The sequence below is a fragment of the Variovorax sp. dw_308 genome, from assembly GCF_019207085.1.
Classification (GTDB): Bacteria; Pseudomonadota; Gammaproteobacteria; order Burkholderiales; family Burkholderiaceae_C; genus Variovorax.
This window is the reverse complement of sequence record NZ_JAATOM010000006.1, coordinates 161,741-180,286: the sequence shown is the minus strand read 5'-3', so window position 1 is coordinate 180,286 and position 18,546 is coordinate 161,741. Positions and strand designations below refer to the sequence as shown.

The following is an 18,546-nucleotide window of genomic DNA, read 5'->3' as shown; positions in this document are numbered from 1 at the left end:
GCATGACCCCTGCCATCCAGACCTTTTTCGATCGCGCTCGCGGCACGGCTGCCGCCGCCTTCCTGGGCATCAGCGCCGTGCTCGCCGGTTGCGGTGCCTTGCCCGACAAGCCCTCGCGCATCACCCTGTACGACTTCGGCCCCGGCGACACCGCGCCCGCGCCGGTCGCCGCCCCGACGCTGCCGACCATCGCGCTCACCGAACCCGAGACCAACCCGCGCCTGGACGGCACCCAGATCCTCTACCGCCTCGGCTATGCCGACGCCAACGAACTGCGCCCCTACGGCCAGGCCCGCTGGAGCATGGCGCCGACGCAGATGGTGCGGCAGCGGCTGCGCAACGGCCTGTCGCAACACCGCCTGGTGCTCAATGCCGAAGAGAACGCCAGCATGACCCGCGCCGAAGGCAAGGCGCCCGACACCCTGCGCGTGACGCTGGAGGAATTCAGCCAGGTCTTCGACACGCCTTCGACCAGCGCCGGCCTGGTGCGCCTGCGGGCTACCCTGATCACCGGCGCGCCGGGCGGCGACCGCGTGCGCGGCCAGAAGACCTTCACCGTGCAGCGTCCGGCAGCGACAGCCGATGCCCCTGGCGGCGTCAAGGCGCTGGCCGCCGCCACCGATGCCGCCGTCAACGACATGGTCCAATGGGTCGACGGCCTGAAGTAGCAGCACATCGAGCAAAGCAATTGACACGCATCGGCCTCATCTCCGACACCCACGGCCTGCTGCGGCCCGAGGCGCTGTCCTTCCTCAAGGGCTGCGACCACATCGTGCACGGTGGCGACATCGGCGGCCCCGAAGTACTGGACCGGCTGGCCGCCATCGCGCCCCTCACCGCCGTGCGCGGCAACAACGACCGCCAGCCCTGGGCCGACGCCGTGCCCGACACCGACATGGTCGAGGTCGGCGGCATCTTCATCTACGCGCTGCACATCCTCGAGGACCTCGACATCGACCCCGCCGCGGCCGGCGTGCAAGTGGTGCTCACCGGGCATTCGCATCGTCCGAAGATCGAGTCGCGCCACGGCGTGCTCTACATCAACCCCGGCAGCGCCGGGCCGCGTCGATTCAGCCTGCCGATCTCGATCGGCGAACTCATCGTGGAGGGCGGCACGATCAAGCCGCGCATCGTCGACCTGGAGACTTCGAGGGATGCCCGTGCCGCGCGTTGAGGCACTTCTGTTCGACCTGGGCAACGTGGTGTTCGAGTTCGACTTCGAACATGCGATCCGGCACTGGGCGCCGCTCTCCGCACTTCCATTGCGCGAACTGCGCGAGCGCTTCGGCCACGACGAGCCCTACCGCCAGTTCGAACGCGGCGAGATCACGCCGGCCGCCTACTTCGATGGCCTGCGCCGCAACCTCGAACTCAGCGCGAGCGACGCCCAGATCGCAGAAGGCTGGAATCGCATCTTCGGGGTGGAGATCAGCGAAACCCTCGACGTTGTTGCGCAGGCGCGCAAGCACTGCCCCTGCTATGCCTTCAGCAACACCAACGCGGAACACCAGCGCGCCTGGAACGCGGCCTATCCGCGCATCGCGGCCACTTTCGACCGCGTGTTCGTGTCCTCCGAAATCGGCATGCGCAAGCCGGAGGCGGCAGCCTTCGTGCACATCGCCGATGCCATCGGCGTCGCGCCCGCGAACATCCTGTTCTTCGACGACCTGGTCGAGAACGTGGTTGGCGCGGTGGCAGCCGGGTTGCAGGCGGTGCAGGTGCGCTCGCCGGCCGACGTGCGCGAGGCACTCGCGCGGCTGGACTTGTAGAAAGACTCCGAACAGCTGAGCCCCTTCATGGCGTCGCTCGGAGTCTCCCTGGCGCGCTGCGCTTCAAGCCGGCGCGCGTGTCAGGGTTGCGGTCGTGTTGAAGCCGTTGCTCGTGTAGGTGCCGGCCAGCGTGCCATTGGCCTGCAGCTTGTAGACCACCGCCGTGCCATTGGGGAACTTGAACTCCAGTGTGCCGGGGCTCACGGTCGCCGTGACCCTTCGCCACTGGGGCGTGATGTTGACGTTCGAAGTGGTCGGCTCTCCAACCGAATAGATGACCGTCGCCTTCGTTGCATCGATCTTCTCGACGACGAGCGTGTGGTCGAGCTGGGTCAGGCTGTTGATCCACCTGCCGGTCCACTTGCCGGAGAACGCCTTGATATCCGGCGCAAGGGAGTCGTTCGGCGCCTCGATCCTGATGTCAGGCGGCAACGGCGCCTTGGATGGGGGCGCGGCGCATGCCGCCAGTAGCGCGACGGACATGCTCAACGCGATTGGACGCAGGTTCATGGACTTCTCCTCGTTGGAAAGAGAAGGCCAGTATGGGCATCGGGATCACTGACTGTAATGCCCGCTGCGGGGCTTGACGATGTAGGCGCCGAGTGCTAACTAACTCCGCCGCCGTGCGACGGCCTCAGGGCGTGCGAAGCAGGATAGGAAAGAGCTTGCCCAACCCGTCCGCCATCACTTCCACCGCCAGCGCCGCAAGTATCAATCCCATCAGCCGCGTCATGACATTGATGCCCGTCCTGCCCAATGCGCGCGCGATCGGCTGGGCCAGCGAGAAGGCGGCTGCCGTTGCAAGGGCGATCACCGCGCCGTAGCCCACGAGCAGCAGCAGTTCCCAGATGTGCCGCGTCTTCTCGGCATAGATCACCACCGTCGACATGGTGGCCGGCCCCGTCAGCAACGGAATCGTCAGCGGCACCACCGCGATCGATGCGCCCAGCGAGGCCTTCACCTCGGTCGCGCGGATTTCCTCGGTCGTGGTCTTCATCTCGGCCGGTTGCGCATTCAGCATCGACAGCGAACTCATCAGCAGCAACAAGCCACCGCCCACCTGGAAACTTGCGATCGAGATGCCGAAGAAGTCCAGCAACTGCAAGCCGAGCAACGCGCAGGTGGCGATCACGATGAACGCGCTGAACGACGACACCAGGATCGTCCTGCGCCGCTGCCCGTCGGTGAAGCCCTGCGTGTAGTGGATGAAGAAGGGCACGATGGCCAACGGGTTCACGATGGCCAGCAGCGAGATCATTGGCTTGATGAGGTCCATCGTCTGCGATGCGGTGGCCACGTCAGCGTCCTCCGGTCACGTCGAGGATCGTCGCCGTGGTATAGCTGGACTCGTCCGACAGCAGCCACACGATGCCGTGCGCCACCTCCTCGGCGCTGCCGGTGCGCTTCATCGGCACTGTCGACGCGAGTTGCCTGGCCCGGTCGGGCAGGCCGCCCGAGGCATGGATCTCGGTGTCGATCAAGCCCGGGCGCACCGCGTTCACGCGGATACCTTCGTCGGCCACTTCCTTGGCCAGGCCGATGGTGAGGCTGTCGATCGCGCCCTTGCTCGCCGCATAGTCCACGTACTGGCCCGGCGAGCCGAGCCGCGCCGCAGCGCTCGAAAGGTTCACGATCACGCCGCCCTTGCCGCCGTGCCGCGTGCTCATGCGCTTCACCGCCTCGCGTGCGCAGACGATGCTGCCGATCACGTTGATGCGCATCATGCGTTCCAGCCGCGCCACGCTCATCTCGTCGACGCGCGCCTGCATGTCGACCACGCCGGCGTTGTTGACCAGGCCGGCGAGCGGGCCGAGCTGGGCGTCCACCCGGGCGAACATCGCCATCACCTGCGCCTCGTCGCCGACGTCGCCCTGCACGGTCATCGCGGTGCCGCCGCCAGCGCGGATGGCTTGCACCACCTCGTCAGCCGCCGCCGCTTGGCTGGCGTAGTTGACCGCCACGGCCCAGCCGCGCTGCGCGGCGAGAAGGGCCGTCGCCGCGCCGATGCCGCGACTGCCGCCAGTGATCAATAGCACCTTGTTCAAAGCCCATCTCCTGCACAGAATCCGTGCCTCAGTTAAAACCCCCTCGAGCGCCGATTACATCATCGAGGAGACGGCATGAGTCGAACCATCGACTACTACTTCACCCCGCAAAGTCCGTGGACCTACCTCGGCCATGCACGTTTGGCCGCCATCGCGAAGGCCGCGGGCGCCACCGTGCGCGTGCGGCCCATAGACATGGGCGCGGTATTCCCGGTGTCGGGCGGCTTGCCGCTCGGCAAGCGTGCGCCACAACGACAGGCCTATCGACTGGTGGAGCTTGCACGCTTCTCGCGCCATCTCGGCATGCCGCTGGTGCCCAAGCCCAAGTTCTTCCCGGTGGCCACCGACGATGCGTCCAAGCTCATCATCGCCGCCGACCTCCACCATGGCACCGACGCCGCGATGAAGCTGGGCAGCGCGATATTCGCGGCGGTGTGGGTTCAGCAACTCAACATCGCCGACCCGAAGCACCTCGAAGGGCTGGTGGTCGAATGCGGCCTGCCCGCGCGCCTCATCGATCAGTCGCAAAGCCAGGCCGCGCAGGAAGCCTACGAGCAGTACACGCAAGAGGCCATCGACGCCGGCGTCTTCGGCGCGCCGAGCTATGTTGTCGACGGTGAGATCTTCTGGGGCCAGGACCGGCTCGATTTCCTCGCCAGCGCGCTGCAATAACCATCACCACCAACGGAGCAAATGACCATGGGCCAATTCATCGATCTCACTGCCAGGGACGGCTTCACTTTCCCGGCGTACGTGGCCGAGCCCGCGGGCCAGCCGAAGGGCGCCGTCGTCGTCGTGCAGGAGATCTTCGGCGTCAACTCGCACATCCGCGCCGTGGCCGACGGCTATGCGGCATCGGGCTATCTCGCCGTGGCGCCCGCCACCTTCCACCGCGTGAAGCAGGGCGTCGAACTCGGCTACACCGAGGACGACATGAAGGCCGGCTTCGCGCTCAAGACGGCCGTGGAAGCCCTGCCGCCGCCGGGTGTGCTGCAGGACATCCAGGCCGCGGTCGACTACGCGGGCAAGGCCGGCAAGGTCGGCATCGTGGGCTATTGCTGGGGCGGTTTGCTCACCTGGCGCGCGGCAGCCGTGGTGTCGGGCCTGTCCGCCGCCGCGCCTTACTACGGCGGCGGCATGACCACGCCGGAAGAAAGCGCGTTGCAACCCAAGGTGCCGGTGCTGGTCCATTTCGGCAACAACGACCACTGGATCCCCATGCCCACCGTCGATGCCTTCCGCGCCGCGCACCCCGAGGTGGAGGTGCACGTGTACGAATGCGGCCACGGCTTCAATTGCGACCAGCGCGGTTCGTACAACGCCGTGGCGGCCAAGCTCGCGCTCGAGCGCACGCTGGCCTTCTTTGCCCAGCACGTCGGCTGACGAGTAACGGCGTCAAGGCCGTCATCGCCAACGCGCGCCCCCATGCCGGGGCGACCGGCAGTTGCTGGAGCCTGGATCAGGCTTTCTTCGGCCGCACGATCCTGGCCGGCCCCTTGATCCGCGTCTCCAGGAAGTCCAGCAGCGCCCTCAACGCGGCGCTGTTGTGGCGGCGTTGCAGGTAGGCCGCAGACAGCCACATGTCGCTGCGCACGTAGGTCTGCAGCACCGGCTCCAGCTCGCCCCGGTCGATGTGCGACTGCACCAGCAGCGCAGGCAGGTACAGCACGCCGTAGCCATGCAGCGCGACCTCGATCAGCGGTGCGCCCTCGGTGGCGTCCATGCGGCTCTTCACATTCACCGTGACCGGCTGGCCATCGACCACGAAGCCCCACTGCGGATGCTGGCCCTGGTTGAAGTTGGTGAGCGCATCGTGATGTGCGAGATCCGACGGGAGCATGGGCTTGCCGTGCTTCTTCCAGTAGCGTGGTGAAGCGCAGACGACCAGGTCCATCAGCAGCAACCGACGCACGATCAGGTTGTCGTCGGTGATGGGGCCGAAGCGCAGGGCCAGGTCGATGCCTTCCTCGGCCATGTCCACGGTGCGGTTCGTCAGTTGCAGGCTGATGTGCACGTCAGGGTAGTGGCCCATGAATTGCGCCAGCAACCCCGGCAGGTTGCCCTGCCCCATGCCGTGGGTCGCCGAGATGCGCAAGCGCCCGCGCGGCTGTTCGGCCAGGCCCTGCATCTCGGCCTGGGTCGACTCGACCATCTCCAGCACCGGCTTGCTGCGCTCCAGCAGCAGGGCGCCGGCATCGGTGAGGCTGACCGAGCGCGTGGACCGGTTCAGCAGGCGCACGCCGAAGCGGGTCTCCAGTTCGGCCACGTACTTGCTGACCGTGGCCTTGGACATGTCGAGCCTGGCGGCGGCTTTGGAGAAGCTGCCACAGGCCGCCACTTCCCTGAAGGTCTTGATGAGGTCGAGGCTGTCCATTGTTTCCAGTTCGTGAACGCGGTGATTCGATTTTCGAGGGTTTTTACCTAGGCAATGCGTCCAAAATTCGATGCACGGAGCGGCACTACTGCCAATCCGACAAAACAAGGACCGGACGAGAAATCCATTCTTGTTGAACCTCGAAAGGAAAAAGAAATGACCGCCAAGTTCATCGACGTACTCAGGGCCCTGCTGACTGTCACCCGCGTGCAAGCAGAAACGTATGCCGCAGCACGCGCGCTGCACATGATGCCCGTTGCTCCCGGCACGGCATCGTTGACGTCTCGTCTGTAAGTCCAGTCCCAACCTAAGGAAACATCATCATGAAGACCTCGAACATCCTCGCCGCCGCTGCCATCGCTCTCTTTGCCGCCGCTGGCGCCCAGGCTGAAACCTATCAAGGCGTGCAAGCGCCGACGAACCAGCGCGCCCGCGCCGAAGTCGCGGCAGAAGCGACCGTCGCCGCCCACTCGGCCAACCCCTACGCCGAAGGTGCCAATGACGGCGTGGTCGCTGCCACCAACAGCACCGTCGATCGCGCCGTGATGCGTGCCGAAGCCTTCGCCAAGGCGCATGACCCGCTGGCCAGCCTCGACCGCCGCGCTTTCTACCGCGACACCGTGCCGGCGCAGTACACCAACGGTTCGCTGGCGGTCCGTCGCCCGGCGGCACAGCGCCAAGCCGCGCTGTGATCCGTCCCCACGCTGCCACACCACCTGATCCGGGAACTCCCATGAAAGCCTCCAATCTTTTCGCATCTGTCGTGTTCGCAGCCGTCGGGCTCATCGCTGCGACGGGCGCCCAGGCAGAGACCTACGAAGGTGTTCAAGCGCCCCGGTCCGGTCTCAATCGTGCGGATGTGCAGGGCGAGGCCATGCGTGCGGCCCGCGCTCCGGACCAGAACGTGACGCGCGGTTCGCGCGGTGCGGAAACCGTCGAGGTTTCGGGTGATCGCAGCGTGGTGAAGGCCGAGGCCGTCCGCACCGCGGCCGCCCCGGACCAGAACGTGAACGCAAGTTCGCGCGTCAACAGCAAGCTCGTGTCGACGATGGGCAACCCGGTCGACGTCCGCGCCGAGCTGGTCCGCAGGAACTCGACCCGGATGTAAGAGTCCGCAGGACGCATGAAGGGCCGGGTAGGTGCGCAGCACCACCCGGCCCTTTTTTTCAGTCAAGCGCCGGCCGGAAGGGGTGAAGATTCCGTAGCGAGGGCGCCGAGGTCGGGTCGAGCAGCGGAACCGCACTCCCGTGCGGTGAGCAGCACAGGCCCGAGATCGGCGTCCGCAGTAGGAAGATTCACCCCTTCCTAACGAGCGGTGCGGGCGAGGTACCGCTTCCGCCAGAACACCACCACCAACACCACCGCGATCACGCCCATCGCCCCCATCGCGATCCAGAAGCCATCGGCCTTGTGCACCAGCGGGATGAACTCGAAGTTCATGCCGAAGATGCCTGCGATGAGATTGAGCGGCAGGAACACCGCCGTCAGCGCCGTCAGCACTCGCATGATGTCGTTGGTGCGATGGCTCTGCACGCTGAAATGCATCTGCACCGCGGTCTCGGCGTTCTGCTCCAGCCGGCGGACGTGGTGCAGCACGCGCTCGATGTGCTCATGCACGTCGCGACTGCGGATCATCACCAGTTCGCGCTCGCGGCGCTCGGCCGGGTCGTCGGGCGTGGGCAGCGTCTCCAGCGCGTCGATCCAGTCCTGCACCGCGCCGCGCTGGTCCTCGCAGATCTCGTCGAGCCGATGCAGGGACTGGCGCGCCTGCATCAGCGCGCCCCAATTGGAGAAGCGACTCTTGATGTCGATCAGTTCCGCCTGCCAGTGGTCGATCTGGCGCGTCATCTCGCGTCGCAGTTCCAGGTACCCATCGACGATCTGGTTGACCAATCGCAGCATCAGGTCGGACGGGCCTGTCGGCAGGCGCTTGCTTGCCGGTCTCCCATCTGGAGCGGGGGAGGGCGCGAATGTGGCCACGCCCGGCGTGCCCGTGGCCAGCAGCTTGGCAGCGTAGGCGTCGCGCACCGCGCCGTCTTCCGGGTGCACCGACAGCAGGACGCGGTCGAACACGGCAAAGCCCACCGGGCGGGTCTCGATGCGCTTGAGCAGCGACTGCCCATCGGGCACGGCGGTCGGGTTGTCCGGCGCGGGCGCCTGCGCGGCAGCGCCCAGGCTTCCCGGGCTCGTCGCCAGGCGCCGGATCACCAGCACGTCGTAGATCGAGGTGTAGTCGTAGTGAGACGGCAACTGCTCGTTGAGCAGGTCCAGCACGTGCAGGTCGACCAGTTGCGTGCCGCAGAGGCTTTGCAGGACGTCCTGCACCGTGTCGAGCTGCGACCGGAATTCCTCCCGCGTCAGGGAAATCCACAGGTAGCTGTCGCCGCCGCAGGCGCCCGGCAGGGCCAGTGGCGCCAAGGCATCATGCTCGCGCACCTGGGAGCTGTTGATCTCGAAGCTGCGCATCGGTGGTCGATGTATTCCGTGAGCCGAACCCGCCCTTGCCCATGCATCGGGCAGACGGCGCTATTGTTTTTGGAGCAGGCGGGCGGCGTCCAGCGCAAAGTAGGTCAGCACGCCATCGGCGCCCGCGCGCTTGAAGGCGAGCAGGCTTTCCAGCATCACGGCGTCGTGGTCGAGCCAGCCGTTGTGCGCAGCGGCCTTCAGCATCGCGTATTCGCCGCTGACCTGGTAGGCGAATGTCGGCACGCGGAACTCTTCCTTCACGCGGCGCACGATGTCGAGGTACGGCATGCCGGGCTTGACCATCACCATGTCCGCGCCTTCGGCAATGTCCATGGCCACTTCCCGCAGCGCCTCGTCGCTGTTGCCCGGGTCCATCTGGTAGACCTTCTTGTTGCTCTTGCCGAGGTTGGCGGCCGAGCCGACCGCGTCACGGAAGGGGCCGTAGAAGGCGCTGGCGTACTTGGCGCTGTAGGCCATGATCCGGGTGTGGATCATGCCGTCGGTTTCGAGCATGTCGCGGATCGCGCCGATGCGCCCGTCCATCATGTCGCTGGGCGCCACAATGTCGACGCCGGCTTCGGCTTGAGTGAGTGCCTGCTTCGTCAGCACTTCCACCGTCTCGTCGTTGAGGATGTAGCCGGTGTCGTCCAGCAAGCCATCCTGGCCGTGGCTGGTGTAGGGGTCCAGCGCGACGTCGGTCATCACGCCCAGTTCGGGGAAGCGCGACTTGAGCGCGGCGACCACGCGGGGAATCAGGCCATCCGGGTTGAAGGCTTCATCGCCCGACGGCGTCTTGAGGCTGCTGTCGATCACCGGAAACAGGGCCATCACCGGGATGCCCAGCGCCACGCATTCCTCCGCCACCGGCAGCAGCAAGTCCAGGCTCAACCGGTCGACGCCCGGCATCGAGGCCACGGCATCGCGCTTCTTCTGGCCCTCCTGCACGAACACGGGGTAGATCAGGTCATGGGCGGTCACGGCATGTTCGCGCACCAGGTTGCGCGAAAAGGCGTCGCGGCGCAGCCTGCGCGGCCGGCCGGCGGGGAAGGGGGCGAGGGGGGTCATGCCGAAAATTGTGCCTGAAGTGATGTCGGCGCCGGCTTGTTGTTTTCGCACGACCGTTCGTCCGGGGATTTCGACGAGATGAAACGTTTGGTTGTATCTTGCGCGCCACAAACGTCAAAAAATAGTTACCACTGGGTTGAAAGGGTCGGAAGGCTTTGTTAAATTCTGTCTTGGGCGACTTGTCGTCCCCCGCTTTTCCTCCCTGAGCGGGTGCCTTGATGTGTGACAGCAAAAGGGCTTCCTGGCCCGGCGTTTTGACGCCGGGCTTTTTTTTGCCCGCTCGCACCGGAGCGTGCGCCCACTAAACTGCGCCGGATGCTCTGGTTCAACGTCGTCAAGTCACTGCATATCGTCTTCGTCGCAAGCTGGTTTGCCGGTCTTTTTTACCTTCCGCGCATCTTTGTGAACCTGGCCATGGTGCCGCCGGAGTCGATCGCCGAACGGGCGCGGCTCCTCCTGATGGCCCGAAAGCTGATGCGCTTCACCACCGTGCTGGCCGTTCCCGCATTGGTCCTCGGCCTGTGGCTCTGGCTGGGATTCGGCGCCGGACGCGGGCCGGGCAATGGCTGGCTGCATGCCAAGCTCGCGCTGGTGCTGGTGGTCATCGGCTACCACCACGGCTGCGGTGTGCTGCTGCGGCGCTTCGAGGCAGGCGAGAACCGGCGCAGCCATCGCTGGTACCGCTGGTTCAACGAGGCGCCAGTATTGCTCTTGCTGGCGATCGTCCTGCTGGTGGTCGTGCGCCCGTTCTGATCCTTGGCCGCCCACAAGACAACCGCTCTCCCCCTTGCGCTGGCCTATGCGGCGCTGATCGTCTACGCCAGCCTGTATCCGTTTGCCGACTGGCGCGACCAGGGGATCGCGCCCTGGGCTTACCTGGCCGCGCCGTGGCCGAAGTACTGGACCGGGTTCGATTTCGCCGTCAACGTGGTGGGCTACGTCCCTTTCGGGTTCCTGTCCGCCTTGACCGTGATGCGCACACGCACGGGACTGGGGGCACCCGGCGCCGTGCTGCGCGCCACGCTCGCCGGCGTGGCGATCTCGTTTGCCATGGAGACGCTGCAAAGCTACCTGCCTGTGCGCGTGCCTTCCAACGTGGACCTCAGCCTGAATTCGGCCGGCGCGCTGGTCGGCGCGGTGCTCGCGGCCGGCCTGGAACGCCTGGGCGTGATTGCGCACTGGCACACCGCCCGTTCGAAATGGTTCGTCGAGGAGCCGCGCGGGGCGCTGGTGCTGATCGCGCTCTGGCCGGTCGCGCTGTTGTTTCCTGCGGCGGTGACCTTCGGCTTGGGGCAGGTGTTCGAGCGCGTCGAGGCGGCCATCTCCGAACTCCTGATGGACACTCCCTTCCTCGACTGGATGCCGGTGCGCCAGTTCGAGTTGCAGCCGCTGGTGCCGGGCGTCGAACTGCTCTGCGTGATGCTGGGCGCTCTGGTGCCCTGCCTGCTGGGCTTCTTCGTGGTACGCGCGGTGGCGCAGCGCGCGCTGCTGCTGTCGCTGACCTTGCTGGCCGGAATTGCCGGCAGCGCGCTGTCGGCGGCCTTGAGCTACGGGCCGCCGCATGCCTGGTCCTGGCTCAGCCTGCCGGTGCAAGTCGGTATCGCGGCGGCCGTTGTGATGGGCGTGCCGCTGCTGTGGGCGCCGCGTCGCCTGTGCGGCGGCTTGCTGATCCTGGCGCTGGTCGTGCACCTGAGCCTGCTCAATCAGGCGCCGGAGAGCGCCTATTTCGCCCAGACGCTGGCGACCTGGGAGCAGGGTCGCTTCATACGCTTCAACGGCCTGGCGCAGTGGCTCGGCTGGCTCTGGCCCTTCGCCACGCTGGGCTACGTGGTGCTGGCGCTCTCGCGCCGCGGCGGCCAAACCTAGAATCGTCCGATGCCCACGCCTCCGCCCCCCGCACAGAGCGGCTACTACGCCCGCCACATCTTCTTCTGCCTGAATGAACGCAAGAACGGCGAAGACTCCTGCTCCCAGAACAACGCGCAGGCCGGCTTCGACCACTGCAAGATGCGCGTCAAGCAGGCCGGACTGGCCGGCCAGGGCAAGGTTCGCGTGAACAAGGCGGGCTGCCTCGATCGTTGCGCGGGCGGTCCGGTGGCCGTGGTGTATCCGGACGCGGTCTGGTACAGCTTCGTCGACACGGAAGACATCGACGAGATCGTTGACTCGCACCTGAAGAACGGCCAGGTCGTCGAGCGCCTGCTGCTGCCGCCCAGCGTGGGGCGCTGAAGGTGAACCCCCGGACCGAAAGAATCCAGTTGCACGGCGGCGCCGGGGTCATCGAGGCCCTGCGCGATGCGCCGGCCGCCGGCACGGCGCCCCAGGGCATTGCCGTCATCGCGCATCCCCATCCACTGTTTGGCGGCACCATGGACAACAAGGTGGTGCAGACGCTGGCGCGCGCATTCGTCGGCGCCGGGTGGACAGCCGTGCGCTTCAACTTCCGCGGCGTCGGCGCCAGCGAAGGCGCGCACGACGAGGGGCGCGGCGAGGCCGAGGACATGCTGGCGGTGGTGCAGCAAGTCGCGCCCGACGGGCCCTTGTCGATCGCCGGCTTCTCCTTCGGCGCCTTCGTCGCCATCAGTGCGCTGCAGTCGCTTTGGGGTTCACGCGACATCCAGCGCATCGCACTGGTCGGCCCGAGCGTCGAGCGCGTGCCGCCGCCGCCGATACCCGCCGCGTCGCACGAGCGCGTGCTGGTGGTCCACGGCGAACAGGACGACACGGTTTCGCTCGCCGCAGTGATGGATTGGTCACGCCCGCAGTCACTTCCTGTCATGGTGGTTCCCGGAGGCGGGCATTTCTTTCACGGACAATTGCCGCTGCTCAAGAATCTCGTCGCCCGCCATCTGCGCCCGAGCTAGTTTTCCCTTCGCTCCCCGTCCTTCCATGACCCGTTTTTCGAATGCGCTGCGTGCGCTTCTGCTCGCTGTCGCATTGCCGTTCTGCATCCCGGCATCCGCCCAGGTTCCCGCGCCGCCGGATGTCGCGGCCCGCAGCTACCTCCTGCTGGACCTCACCGCCAACCAGATCCTTGCGCAGAAGGACATCGACAGCCCCGTCGAACCGGCTTCGCTGACCAAGCTCATGAGCGCCTACGTGGTCTTCGATGCGCTGCGCGCCAGGAAGATCACCCTGACGCAGACCCTGCCGGTCAGCCAGCGCGCCTGGAAGATGCCCGGCTCCCGCATGTTCATCGACCCGAAGATGCAGGTGCCGGTAGAAGACCTGATCAAGGGCCTGATCGTGCAGTCGGGCAACGACGCCACCGTGGCGCTGGCCGAAGGCGTGGGTGGCACCGTCGAGCATTTCGTCGAACTCATGAACGAGCAGGCCAAGGCGCTCGGCATGAAGAACACCACCTACAAAAATCCGGAAGGCCAGACCGCGCCCGGCCACACGACGACCGCAAGGGACCTCGGCATCCTCGCGACGCGCCTGCTGCGCGACTTTCCGGACGAGGTGAAGTACTACGCGATCAAGAAGTACCGCTACCCCGGCACGCCCTCGACCAACGACACCAACCGCAACCTGCTGCTGTTCCGCGACCCGACCGTGGACGGCCTGAAGACCGGCTACACCGAGGCGGCCGGCTTCTGCATGATCGTCACGGCCAAGCGCGATTTCCCCAACCTCGCCGGTGGCCGTCGCCTGCTGAGCATCCTGCTGGGCGCTTCCAGCGAAAACGCACGGGCCAACGAATCCCAAAAGCTGCTGAACTGGGGCTACACGGCCTATGACGCCGTCCGCCTGTTCGACGGCGGTCAGCCCGTTGCCACGCCAGCGGTGTGGAAGGGCAAGCAGAACACGATGAAGATCGGCCGCGTCGAGCCCATCGTCGTGGCCGTGCCTTCGGGCTCGGCCAGCAAGATCAAGACGCAGATCGCGCGTCCCGATCCGCTGGTGGCCCCTTTCGCCAGGAACCAGGCGATCGGCTCGCTTAGGGTCACGCTGGGCGACCAGCCGGTGACGGAGGTTCCTCTGGTGGCGCTCGAGGGCGTCGAGCAGGCCGGCATCACGGGCCGCGCCTGGGATGCCATGCGCCTCTGGATCAAGTAGAGCGCGCCTGCTATAATCGTGGGCTTTTCGGAAAATTCCGAAGGGTTTCACGTTTTCGTCATCTGCAGTCCCTGTGTCACGACAGGGGTCCACACTGCAGAATTTTTGGACTATTCATTCATGCCAACCATCAATCAATTGGTGCGTCAGGGTCGCGAAGTTGAGAAAGTCAACTCCAAGAGCCCTGCCATGCAGAACTCGCCGCAACGTCGCGGTGTCTGCACCCGCGTCTACACCACGACGCCAAAGAAGCCCAACTCGGCGCTTCGCAAAGTTGCCAAGGTCCGTCTGACCAATGGCTTCGAAGTCATCTCCTACATCGGCGGCGAAGGCCACAACCTGCAGGAACACAGCGTCGTGCTGGTTCGCGGCGGTCGTGTCAAGGACTTGCCCGGTGTGCGCTACCACATCGTGCGCGGTTCGCTCGACTTGCAAGGCGTGAAAGACCGCAAGCAGTCGCGTTCCAAGTACGGCGCGAAGCGCCCGAAGAAGGCCTGATAGGTCCTCTGTTTTTTTGAAGGATTCGTCCTTCTGTCGTTCTCATTCAGCGGTGTTCGGCGTGCCTTGGCGGGTGCATCGGACGTAGTGACCCAGGTTCGGGTCGAGTAAGTGAGAGTTTTTGTTAGCTCTCGCGGTGCCGGAAACGGTGCCAACTGAAGCAAAGAGGTTAGAAAAATGCCACGTCGTCGCGAAGTCCCCAAACGTGAAATCCTGCCGGACCCGAAGTTCGGCAATGTCGAGCTGTCCAAATTCATGAACGTGATCATGGAAGGCGGCAAGAAGGCTGTTGCAGAACGCATCATTTATGGCGCGCTCGAACAGATCGAAAAGAAGAACCCGGGCAAGGACCCGGTCGAGGCTTTCACCATGGCCATCAACAATGTGAAGCCCATGGTCGAAGTGAAGTCGCGCCGCGTCGGTGGCGCGAACTACCAGGTGCCCGTCGAAGTGCGCCCGGTCCGTCGCCTCGCCCTGTCGATGCGCTGGATCAAGGAAGCTGCCCGCAAGCGCGGCGAGAAGTCGATGGCCCTGCGTCTGGCCAACGAACTGATGGAAGCCACGGAAGGCCGTGGCGGCGCGATGAAGAAGCGTGACGAAGTGCACCGCATGGCAGAAGCCAACAAGGCTTTCAGCCACTTCCGCTTCTAAGCACCGTCTTTTCAATCAGACCAGGCTTGAGGCCCGACCTGCCATGTGGTGGGCGGGCTTTCCGCCGTTAACGGAGTAATTTCATGGCACGCAATACCCCCATCGAGCGCTACCGCAATATCGGTATCTCGGCGCACATCGACGCTGGCAAGACCACGACGACCGAGCGCATCCTGTTCTACACCGGTGTGAACCACAAGATCGGTGAAGTGCATGACGGCGCCGCCACGATGGACTGGATGGAGCAAGAGCAAGAGCGTGGCATCACGATCACCTCGGCTGCGACCACCTGTTTCTGGAAGGGCATGGGCCAGAATTTCCAGGAACACCGCATCAACATCATCGACACCCCGGGCCACGTGGACTTCACGATTGAAGTCGAGCGCTCGATGCGCGTGCTCGACGGCGCCGTGATGGTGTACGACGCCGTCGGCGGCGTGCAGCCCCAGTCGGAAACCGTCTGGCGCCAGGCCAACAAGTACAAGGTTCCGCGTCTCGCGTTCGTCAACAAGATGGACCGCACCGGTGCCAACTTCCTGCGCGTTCGCCAGATGATGATCGACCGCCTGAAGGCCAACCCCGTTGTGATCCAGATCCCGATCGGCGCCGAGGACAAGTTCCAGGGCATCGTCGACCTCGTGAAGATGAAGGCCATCATCTGGGACGAAGACAAGGGCGTGACCTTCACCTACGGTGAGATCCCGGCCGACCTGGTCGACGTCTGCAACGAATACCACGAGAAGCTCGTGGAAGCCGCCGCTGAATCCAGCGAAGAGCTGATGAACAAGTACCTCGAAGGCGAAAAGCTGACCGAGGAAGAGATCAAGCTGGCCATCCGCACGCGCACGATCGCTGGCGAGATCCAGCCGATGCTCTGCGGCTCGGCTTTCAAGAACAAGGGCGTGCAAGCCATGCTCGACGCCGTCATCGAATACATGCCCGCACCGACCGACATTCCGCCGGTCTCGGGCACCGATGACGACGAGCACCCGGTGGTGCGGCAGGCCGACGACAGCGAAAAATTCTCGGCCCTCGCGTTCAAGCTGATGACCGACCCGTTCGTGGGCCAGCTGACCTTCGTGCGCGTCTACTCCGGCGTGCTGAAGAAGGGCGACAGCGTCTACAACCCGGTGCGCGGCAAGAAAGAGCGCATCGGCCGTATCGTGCAGATGCACGCCAACAACCGCGAAGAAGTCAGCGAAATCCGCGCCGGCGACATCGCTGCCTGCGTCGGCTTGAAGGAAGTGACCACGGGCGAAACCCTGTGCGATCCGGACGCGATCGTCACGCTTGAGCGCATGGTGTTCCCGGAATCGGTGATCTCGCAGGCCGTCGAGCCGAAGACCAAGGTCGACCAGGAAAAGATGGGTATCGCCCTGCAGCGTCTCGCGCAGGAAGATCCTTCGTTCCGCGTCAAGACCGATGAGGAATCGGGCCAGACCATCATTTCGGGCATGGGCGAGCTCCACCTCGAAATCATCGTGGACCGCATGAAGCGCGAATTCGGCGTGGAAGCCAACGTCGGCAAGCCGCAAGTGGCCTACCGCGAAACCATCCGCAAGACGGTGGAAGATGCTGAAGGCAAGTTCGTGCGCCAGTCGGGCGGCAAGGGCCAGTACGGCCACGTGATCCTGAAGGTCGAGCCGCAGGAAGCCGGCAAGGGCTTCGAGTTCGTCGACGCGATCAAGGGCGGTGTGGTTCCTCGCGAATACATCCCCGCGGTCGAAAAGGGCGTCATCGAAGCGCTGGGCCAGGGCGTGCTCGCCGGCTACCCGGTGGTGGACGTCAAGGTCACGCTGCACTTCGGTTCGTACCACGACGTGGACTCGAACGAAATGGCATTCAAGATGGCCGCGATCTTCGGTTTCAAGGAAGGCTGCCGCAAGGCCAGCCCGGTCATCCTTGAGCCGATGATGGCCGTCGAAGTGGAAACGCCTGAAGACTACGCCGGCAACGTGATGGGCGATCTGTCCAGCCGTCGCGGCATGGTGCAGGGCATGGACGACATGATCGGTGGCGGCAAGGCCATCAAGGCCGAAGTGCCGCTGTCGGAAATGTTCGGCTACTCGACCACGCTGCGGTCGATGTCGCAAGGCCGCGCCACGTACACGATGGAGTTCAAGCACTACGCCGAAGCTCCGCGCAACGTCGCCGAAGCCATTGTCGCCGCCCGCGCGAAGTAAGAATAAATCGGACTTGACCGGGCGCGATGAAACGCAAAGGACGCAAAAGAATCCAGATTCATTTTTGGTTTTCTTTTTGCGTCCTTCGCGGAACCTTCGCGTCCTCTGCGTCCGGTACCCGTATTTGAAATTTTGAATCTGTCTGCGATCACACGCCCCTCGCTGCCCGTGGCAAGGGAACCCGCAGTGCGATGCAGACGTTAAACCCCCACACGGGCATGCTCTTTCAAGGATTGAAAAATGGCAAAAGGTAAGTTCACCCGCACCAAGCCGCACGTCAACGTCGGCACGATCGGTCACGTCGACCACGGCAAGACCACGCTGACCGCTGCGATCGCAACGGTGCTGTCGGCCAAGTTCGGCGGCGAAGCCAAGGCATACGACCAGATCGACGCAGCGCCCGAAGAAAAGGCCCGCGGCATCACGATCAACACCGCCCACGTCGAATACGAAACGGCCAACCGCCACTACGCCCACGTCGACTGCCCCGGCCACGCCGACTATGTGAAGAACATGATCACGGGCGCCGCCCAGATGGACGGCGCCATTCTGGTGTGCTCGGCTGCTGACGGCCCGATGCCCCAGACCCGTGAACACATCCTGCTGGCACGCCAGGTGGGTGTGGGCTACATCATCGTGTTCCTGAACAAGTGCGACATGGTCGACGACGCCGAACTGCTCGAGCTCGTCGAAATGGAAGTCCGCGAACTGCTGGACAAGTACGAATTCCCGGGCGACGACACCCCGATCATCCACGGCTCGGCCAAGCTGGCGCTGGAAGGCGACAAGGGCAAGCTCGGTGAAGAAGCCATCATGAAGCTGGCCGACGCACTCGACACCTACATCCCGACGCCGGAACGCGCTGTGGACGGCACCTTCCTGATGCCCGTCGAAGACGTGTTCTCGATCTCGGGTCGCGGCACGGTCGTGACCGGCGCCGTCGAGCGCGGCGTGATCAAGGTCGGCGAAGAAATCGAAATCGTGGGCATCCGCCCGACGGTCAAGACCACCTGCACCGGCGTCGAAATGTTCCGCAAGCTGCTCGACCAGGGCCAGGCGGGCGACAACGTCGGCGTGCTGCTGCGCGGCACCAAGCGCGAAGAAGTCGAACGTGGCCAAGTCCTGTGCAAGCCGGGCTCGATCAAGCCGCACACGCACTTCACCGCCGAGGTGTATGTGCTGTCGAAGGACGAAGGCGGCCGTCACACGCCGTTCTTCAACAACTACCGCCCGCAGTTCTACTTCCGCACGACGGACGTGACTGGCGCGATCGAACTGCCGAAGGACAAGGAAATGGTCATGCCTGGCGACAACGTCAGCATCACCGTGAAGCTGATCAACCCGATCGCGATGGAAGAAGGCCTGCGCTTCGCCATCCGTGAAGGCGGCCGTACCGTGGGTTCGGGCGTCGTTGCCAAGATCCTGGACGTCTAATC

General features: G+C 64.9%; 23 protein-coding genes. 17 read left to right on the top strand and 6 right to left on the bottom strand.

The genetic code is table 11. From position 1 onward, the window contains the following. Positions 1-2: 2 nt before the first annotated feature. The 3 genes from HCU76_RS14960 to HCU76_RS14950 are packed head-to-tail and all read left to right on the top strand — an operon-like array spanning position 3 to position 1,769. The gene (locus tag HCU76_RS14960; protein ID WP_213954345.1) at positions 3-668 is read left to right on the top strand and encodes an ABC-type transport auxiliary lipoprotein family protein; all 666 of its coding nucleotides are present in this window, start codon (positions 3-5) and stop codon (positions 666-668) included. A 20-nt stretch (positions 669-688) separates the two neighbouring features. After that, positions 689-1,174 (top strand): metallophosphoesterase family protein, encoded by a 486-nt coding sequence (locus tag HCU76_RS14955; protein ID WP_256354194.1) that lies wholly within the window; start codon positions 689-691, stop codon positions 1,172-1,174. After that, complete coding sequence (locus tag HCU76_RS14950) at positions 1,161-1,769, top strand: HAD family phosphatase (protein ID WP_213954343.1); 609 nt, start codon at positions 1,161-1,163, stop codon at positions 1,767-1,769. The genes HCU76_RS14955 and HCU76_RS14950 overlap by 14 nt, the downstream gene beginning before the upstream one ends. A 63-nt stretch (positions 1,770-1,832) precedes the next feature. Here the strand turns inward: HCU76_RS14950 and HCU76_RS14945 are convergent, their stop codons facing one another. The 3 genes from HCU76_RS14945 to HCU76_RS14935 form a co-directional block, all read right to left on the bottom strand. Further along, positions 1,833-2,279: a hypothetical protein gene (locus tag HCU76_RS14945; protein WP_218509811.1), complete on the bottom strand. Its 447-nt coding sequence runs from the start codon at positions 2,277-2,279 to the stop codon at positions 1,833-1,835. A 124-nt stretch (positions 2,280-2,403) separates the two neighbouring features. Beyond that, positions 2,404-3,045: a MarC family protein gene (locus HCU76_RS14940; RefSeq protein WP_213954646.1), complete on the bottom strand. Its 642-nt coding sequence runs from the start codon at positions 3,043-3,045 to the stop codon at positions 2,404-2,406. 22 nt (positions 3,046-3,067) lie between these two features. Then, positions 3,068-3,814: an SDR family oxidoreductase gene (locus HCU76_RS14935; RefSeq protein ID WP_218509810.1), complete on the bottom strand. Its 747-nt coding sequence runs from the start codon at positions 3,812-3,814 to the stop codon at positions 3,068-3,070. A 75-nt stretch (positions 3,815-3,889) separates the two neighbouring features. On the opposite strand from HCU76_RS14935, the gene HCU76_RS14930 reads away from it, so the two are divergent. Both HCU76_RS14930 and HCU76_RS14925 read left to right on the top strand, forming a co-directional pair. Further along, the gene (locus HCU76_RS14930) at positions 3,890-4,486 is read left to right on the top strand and encodes a 2-hydroxychromene-2-carboxylate isomerase (protein ID WP_213954340.1); all 597 of its coding nucleotides are present in this window, start codon (positions 3,890-3,892) and stop codon (positions 4,484-4,486) included. 27 nt (positions 4,487-4,513) lie between these two features. After that, positions 4,514-5,197: a dienelactone hydrolase family protein gene (locus tag HCU76_RS14925; RefSeq protein ID WP_218509809.1), complete on the top strand. Its 684-nt coding sequence runs from the start codon at positions 4,514-4,516 to the stop codon at positions 5,195-5,197. 76 nt (positions 5,198-5,273) lie between these two features. On the opposite strand, the gene HCU76_RS14920 is transcribed toward HCU76_RS14925, so the two are convergent. Next, complete coding sequence (locus HCU76_RS14920) at positions 5,274-6,188, bottom strand: LysR family transcriptional regulator (protein WP_218509808.1); 915 nt, start codon at positions 6,186-6,188, stop codon at positions 5,274-5,276. Positions 6,189-6,344: 156 nt separating this feature from the next. Between HCU76_RS14920 and HCU76_RS14915 the strand changes: the two genes are divergently transcribed. From HCU76_RS14915 to HCU76_RS14905, 3 genes are read left to right on the top strand one after another with little or no spacing between them, the layout of a single operon-like run. Beyond that, positions 6,345-6,482, top strand: coding sequence for a hypothetical protein (locus HCU76_RS14915; RefSeq protein ID WP_218509807.1), 138 nt, complete (start codon positions 6,345-6,347; stop codon positions 6,480-6,482). A 29-nt stretch (positions 6,483-6,511) separates the two neighbouring features. Continuing rightward, a complete protein-coding gene (locus tag HCU76_RS14910) occupies positions 6,512-6,880 on the top strand; it encodes an alpha/beta hydrolase (RefSeq protein WP_213954336.1) in 369 nt (122 codons plus the stop codon). Positions 6,881-6,921: 41 nt separating this feature from the next. Beyond that, positions 6,922-7,296: a DUF4148 domain-containing protein gene (locus HCU76_RS14905; protein ID WP_213954335.1), complete on the top strand. Its 375-nt coding sequence runs from the start codon at positions 6,922-6,924 to the stop codon at positions 7,294-7,296. Positions 7,297-7,493: 197 nt separating this feature from the next. Here HCU76_RS14905 and HCU76_RS14900 read toward each other — a convergent pair whose 3' ends face one another. Both HCU76_RS14900 and hemB read right to left on the bottom strand, forming a co-directional pair. Then, entirely contained in the window at positions 7,494-8,654 is a 1,161-nt protein-coding gene (locus HCU76_RS14900) for a magnesium transporter CorA family protein (protein ID WP_218509806.1), read from the bottom strand. Between the two features lie 60 nt (positions 8,655-8,714). Further along, positions 8,715-9,719, bottom strand: a complete 1,005-nt coding sequence (hemB, locus tag HCU76_RS14895; protein ID WP_218509805.1) for a porphobilinogen synthase — start codon at positions 9,717-9,719, stop codon at positions 8,715-8,717. A 315-nt stretch (positions 9,720-10,034) separates the two neighbouring features. Here hemB and HCU76_RS14890 point away from each other — a divergent pair, with 315 nt between their 5' ends. The 9 genes from HCU76_RS14890 to tuf all read left to right on the top strand — a co-directional run bounded on the left by HCU76_RS14890 (position 10,035) and on the right by tuf (position 18,544). Next, positions 10,035-10,472 (top strand): CopD family protein, encoded by a 438-nt coding sequence (locus HCU76_RS14890; RefSeq protein WP_213954332.1) that lies wholly within the window; start codon positions 10,035-10,037, stop codon positions 10,470-10,472. Positions 10,473-10,475: 3 nt separating this feature from the next. Next, on the top strand, positions 10,476-11,585 hold the full coding sequence (locus HCU76_RS14885; RefSeq protein WP_213954331.1) for a VanZ family protein: 1,110 nt from the start codon (positions 10,476-10,478) through the stop codon (positions 11,583-11,585). 9 nt (positions 11,586-11,594) lie between these two features. Beyond that, positions 11,595-11,948 carry a ferredoxin gene (locus tag HCU76_RS14880; protein ID WP_218509804.1) on the top strand — a complete coding sequence of 118 codons (354 nt, stop codon included), beginning with the start codon at positions 11,595-11,597 and terminating at the stop codon, positions 11,946-11,948. 2 nt (positions 11,949-11,950) lie between these two features. Then, positions 11,951-12,583, top strand: a complete 633-nt coding sequence (locus HCU76_RS14875; RefSeq protein ID WP_218509803.1) for an alpha/beta fold hydrolase — start codon at positions 11,951-11,953, stop codon at positions 12,581-12,583. Positions 12,584-12,608: 25 nt separating this feature from the next. Beyond that, positions 12,609-13,778, top strand: coding sequence for a D-alanyl-D-alanine carboxypeptidase family protein (locus tag HCU76_RS14870; RefSeq protein WP_213954328.1), 1,170 nt, complete (start codon positions 12,609-12,611; stop codon positions 13,776-13,778). A 120-nt stretch (positions 13,779-13,898) separates the two neighbouring features. After that, a complete protein-coding gene (rpsL, locus tag HCU76_RS14865; protein ID WP_213954645.1) occupies positions 13,899-14,276 on the top strand; it encodes a 30S ribosomal protein S12 in 378 nt (125 codons plus the stop codon). A 177-nt stretch (positions 14,277-14,453) separates the two neighbouring features. Then, on the top strand, positions 14,454-14,927 hold the full coding sequence (gene rpsG / locus HCU76_RS14860; RefSeq protein ID WP_114968651.1) for a 30S ribosomal protein S7: 474 nt from the start codon (positions 14,454-14,456) through the stop codon (positions 14,925-14,927). An 83-nt stretch (positions 14,928-15,010) separates the two neighbouring features. Beyond that, a complete protein-coding gene (fusA, locus tag HCU76_RS14855) occupies positions 15,011-17,110 on the top strand; it encodes an elongation factor G (protein WP_213954327.1) in 2,100 nt (699 codons plus the stop codon). A 240-nt stretch (positions 17,111-17,350) separates the two neighbouring features. Beyond that, positions 17,351-18,544, top strand: a complete 1,194-nt coding sequence (gene tuf, locus HCU76_RS14850; RefSeq protein WP_218509802.1) for an elongation factor Tu — start codon at positions 17,351-17,353, stop codon at positions 18,542-18,544. The last annotated feature ends 2 nt before the right edge of the window (positions 18,545-18,546 follow it).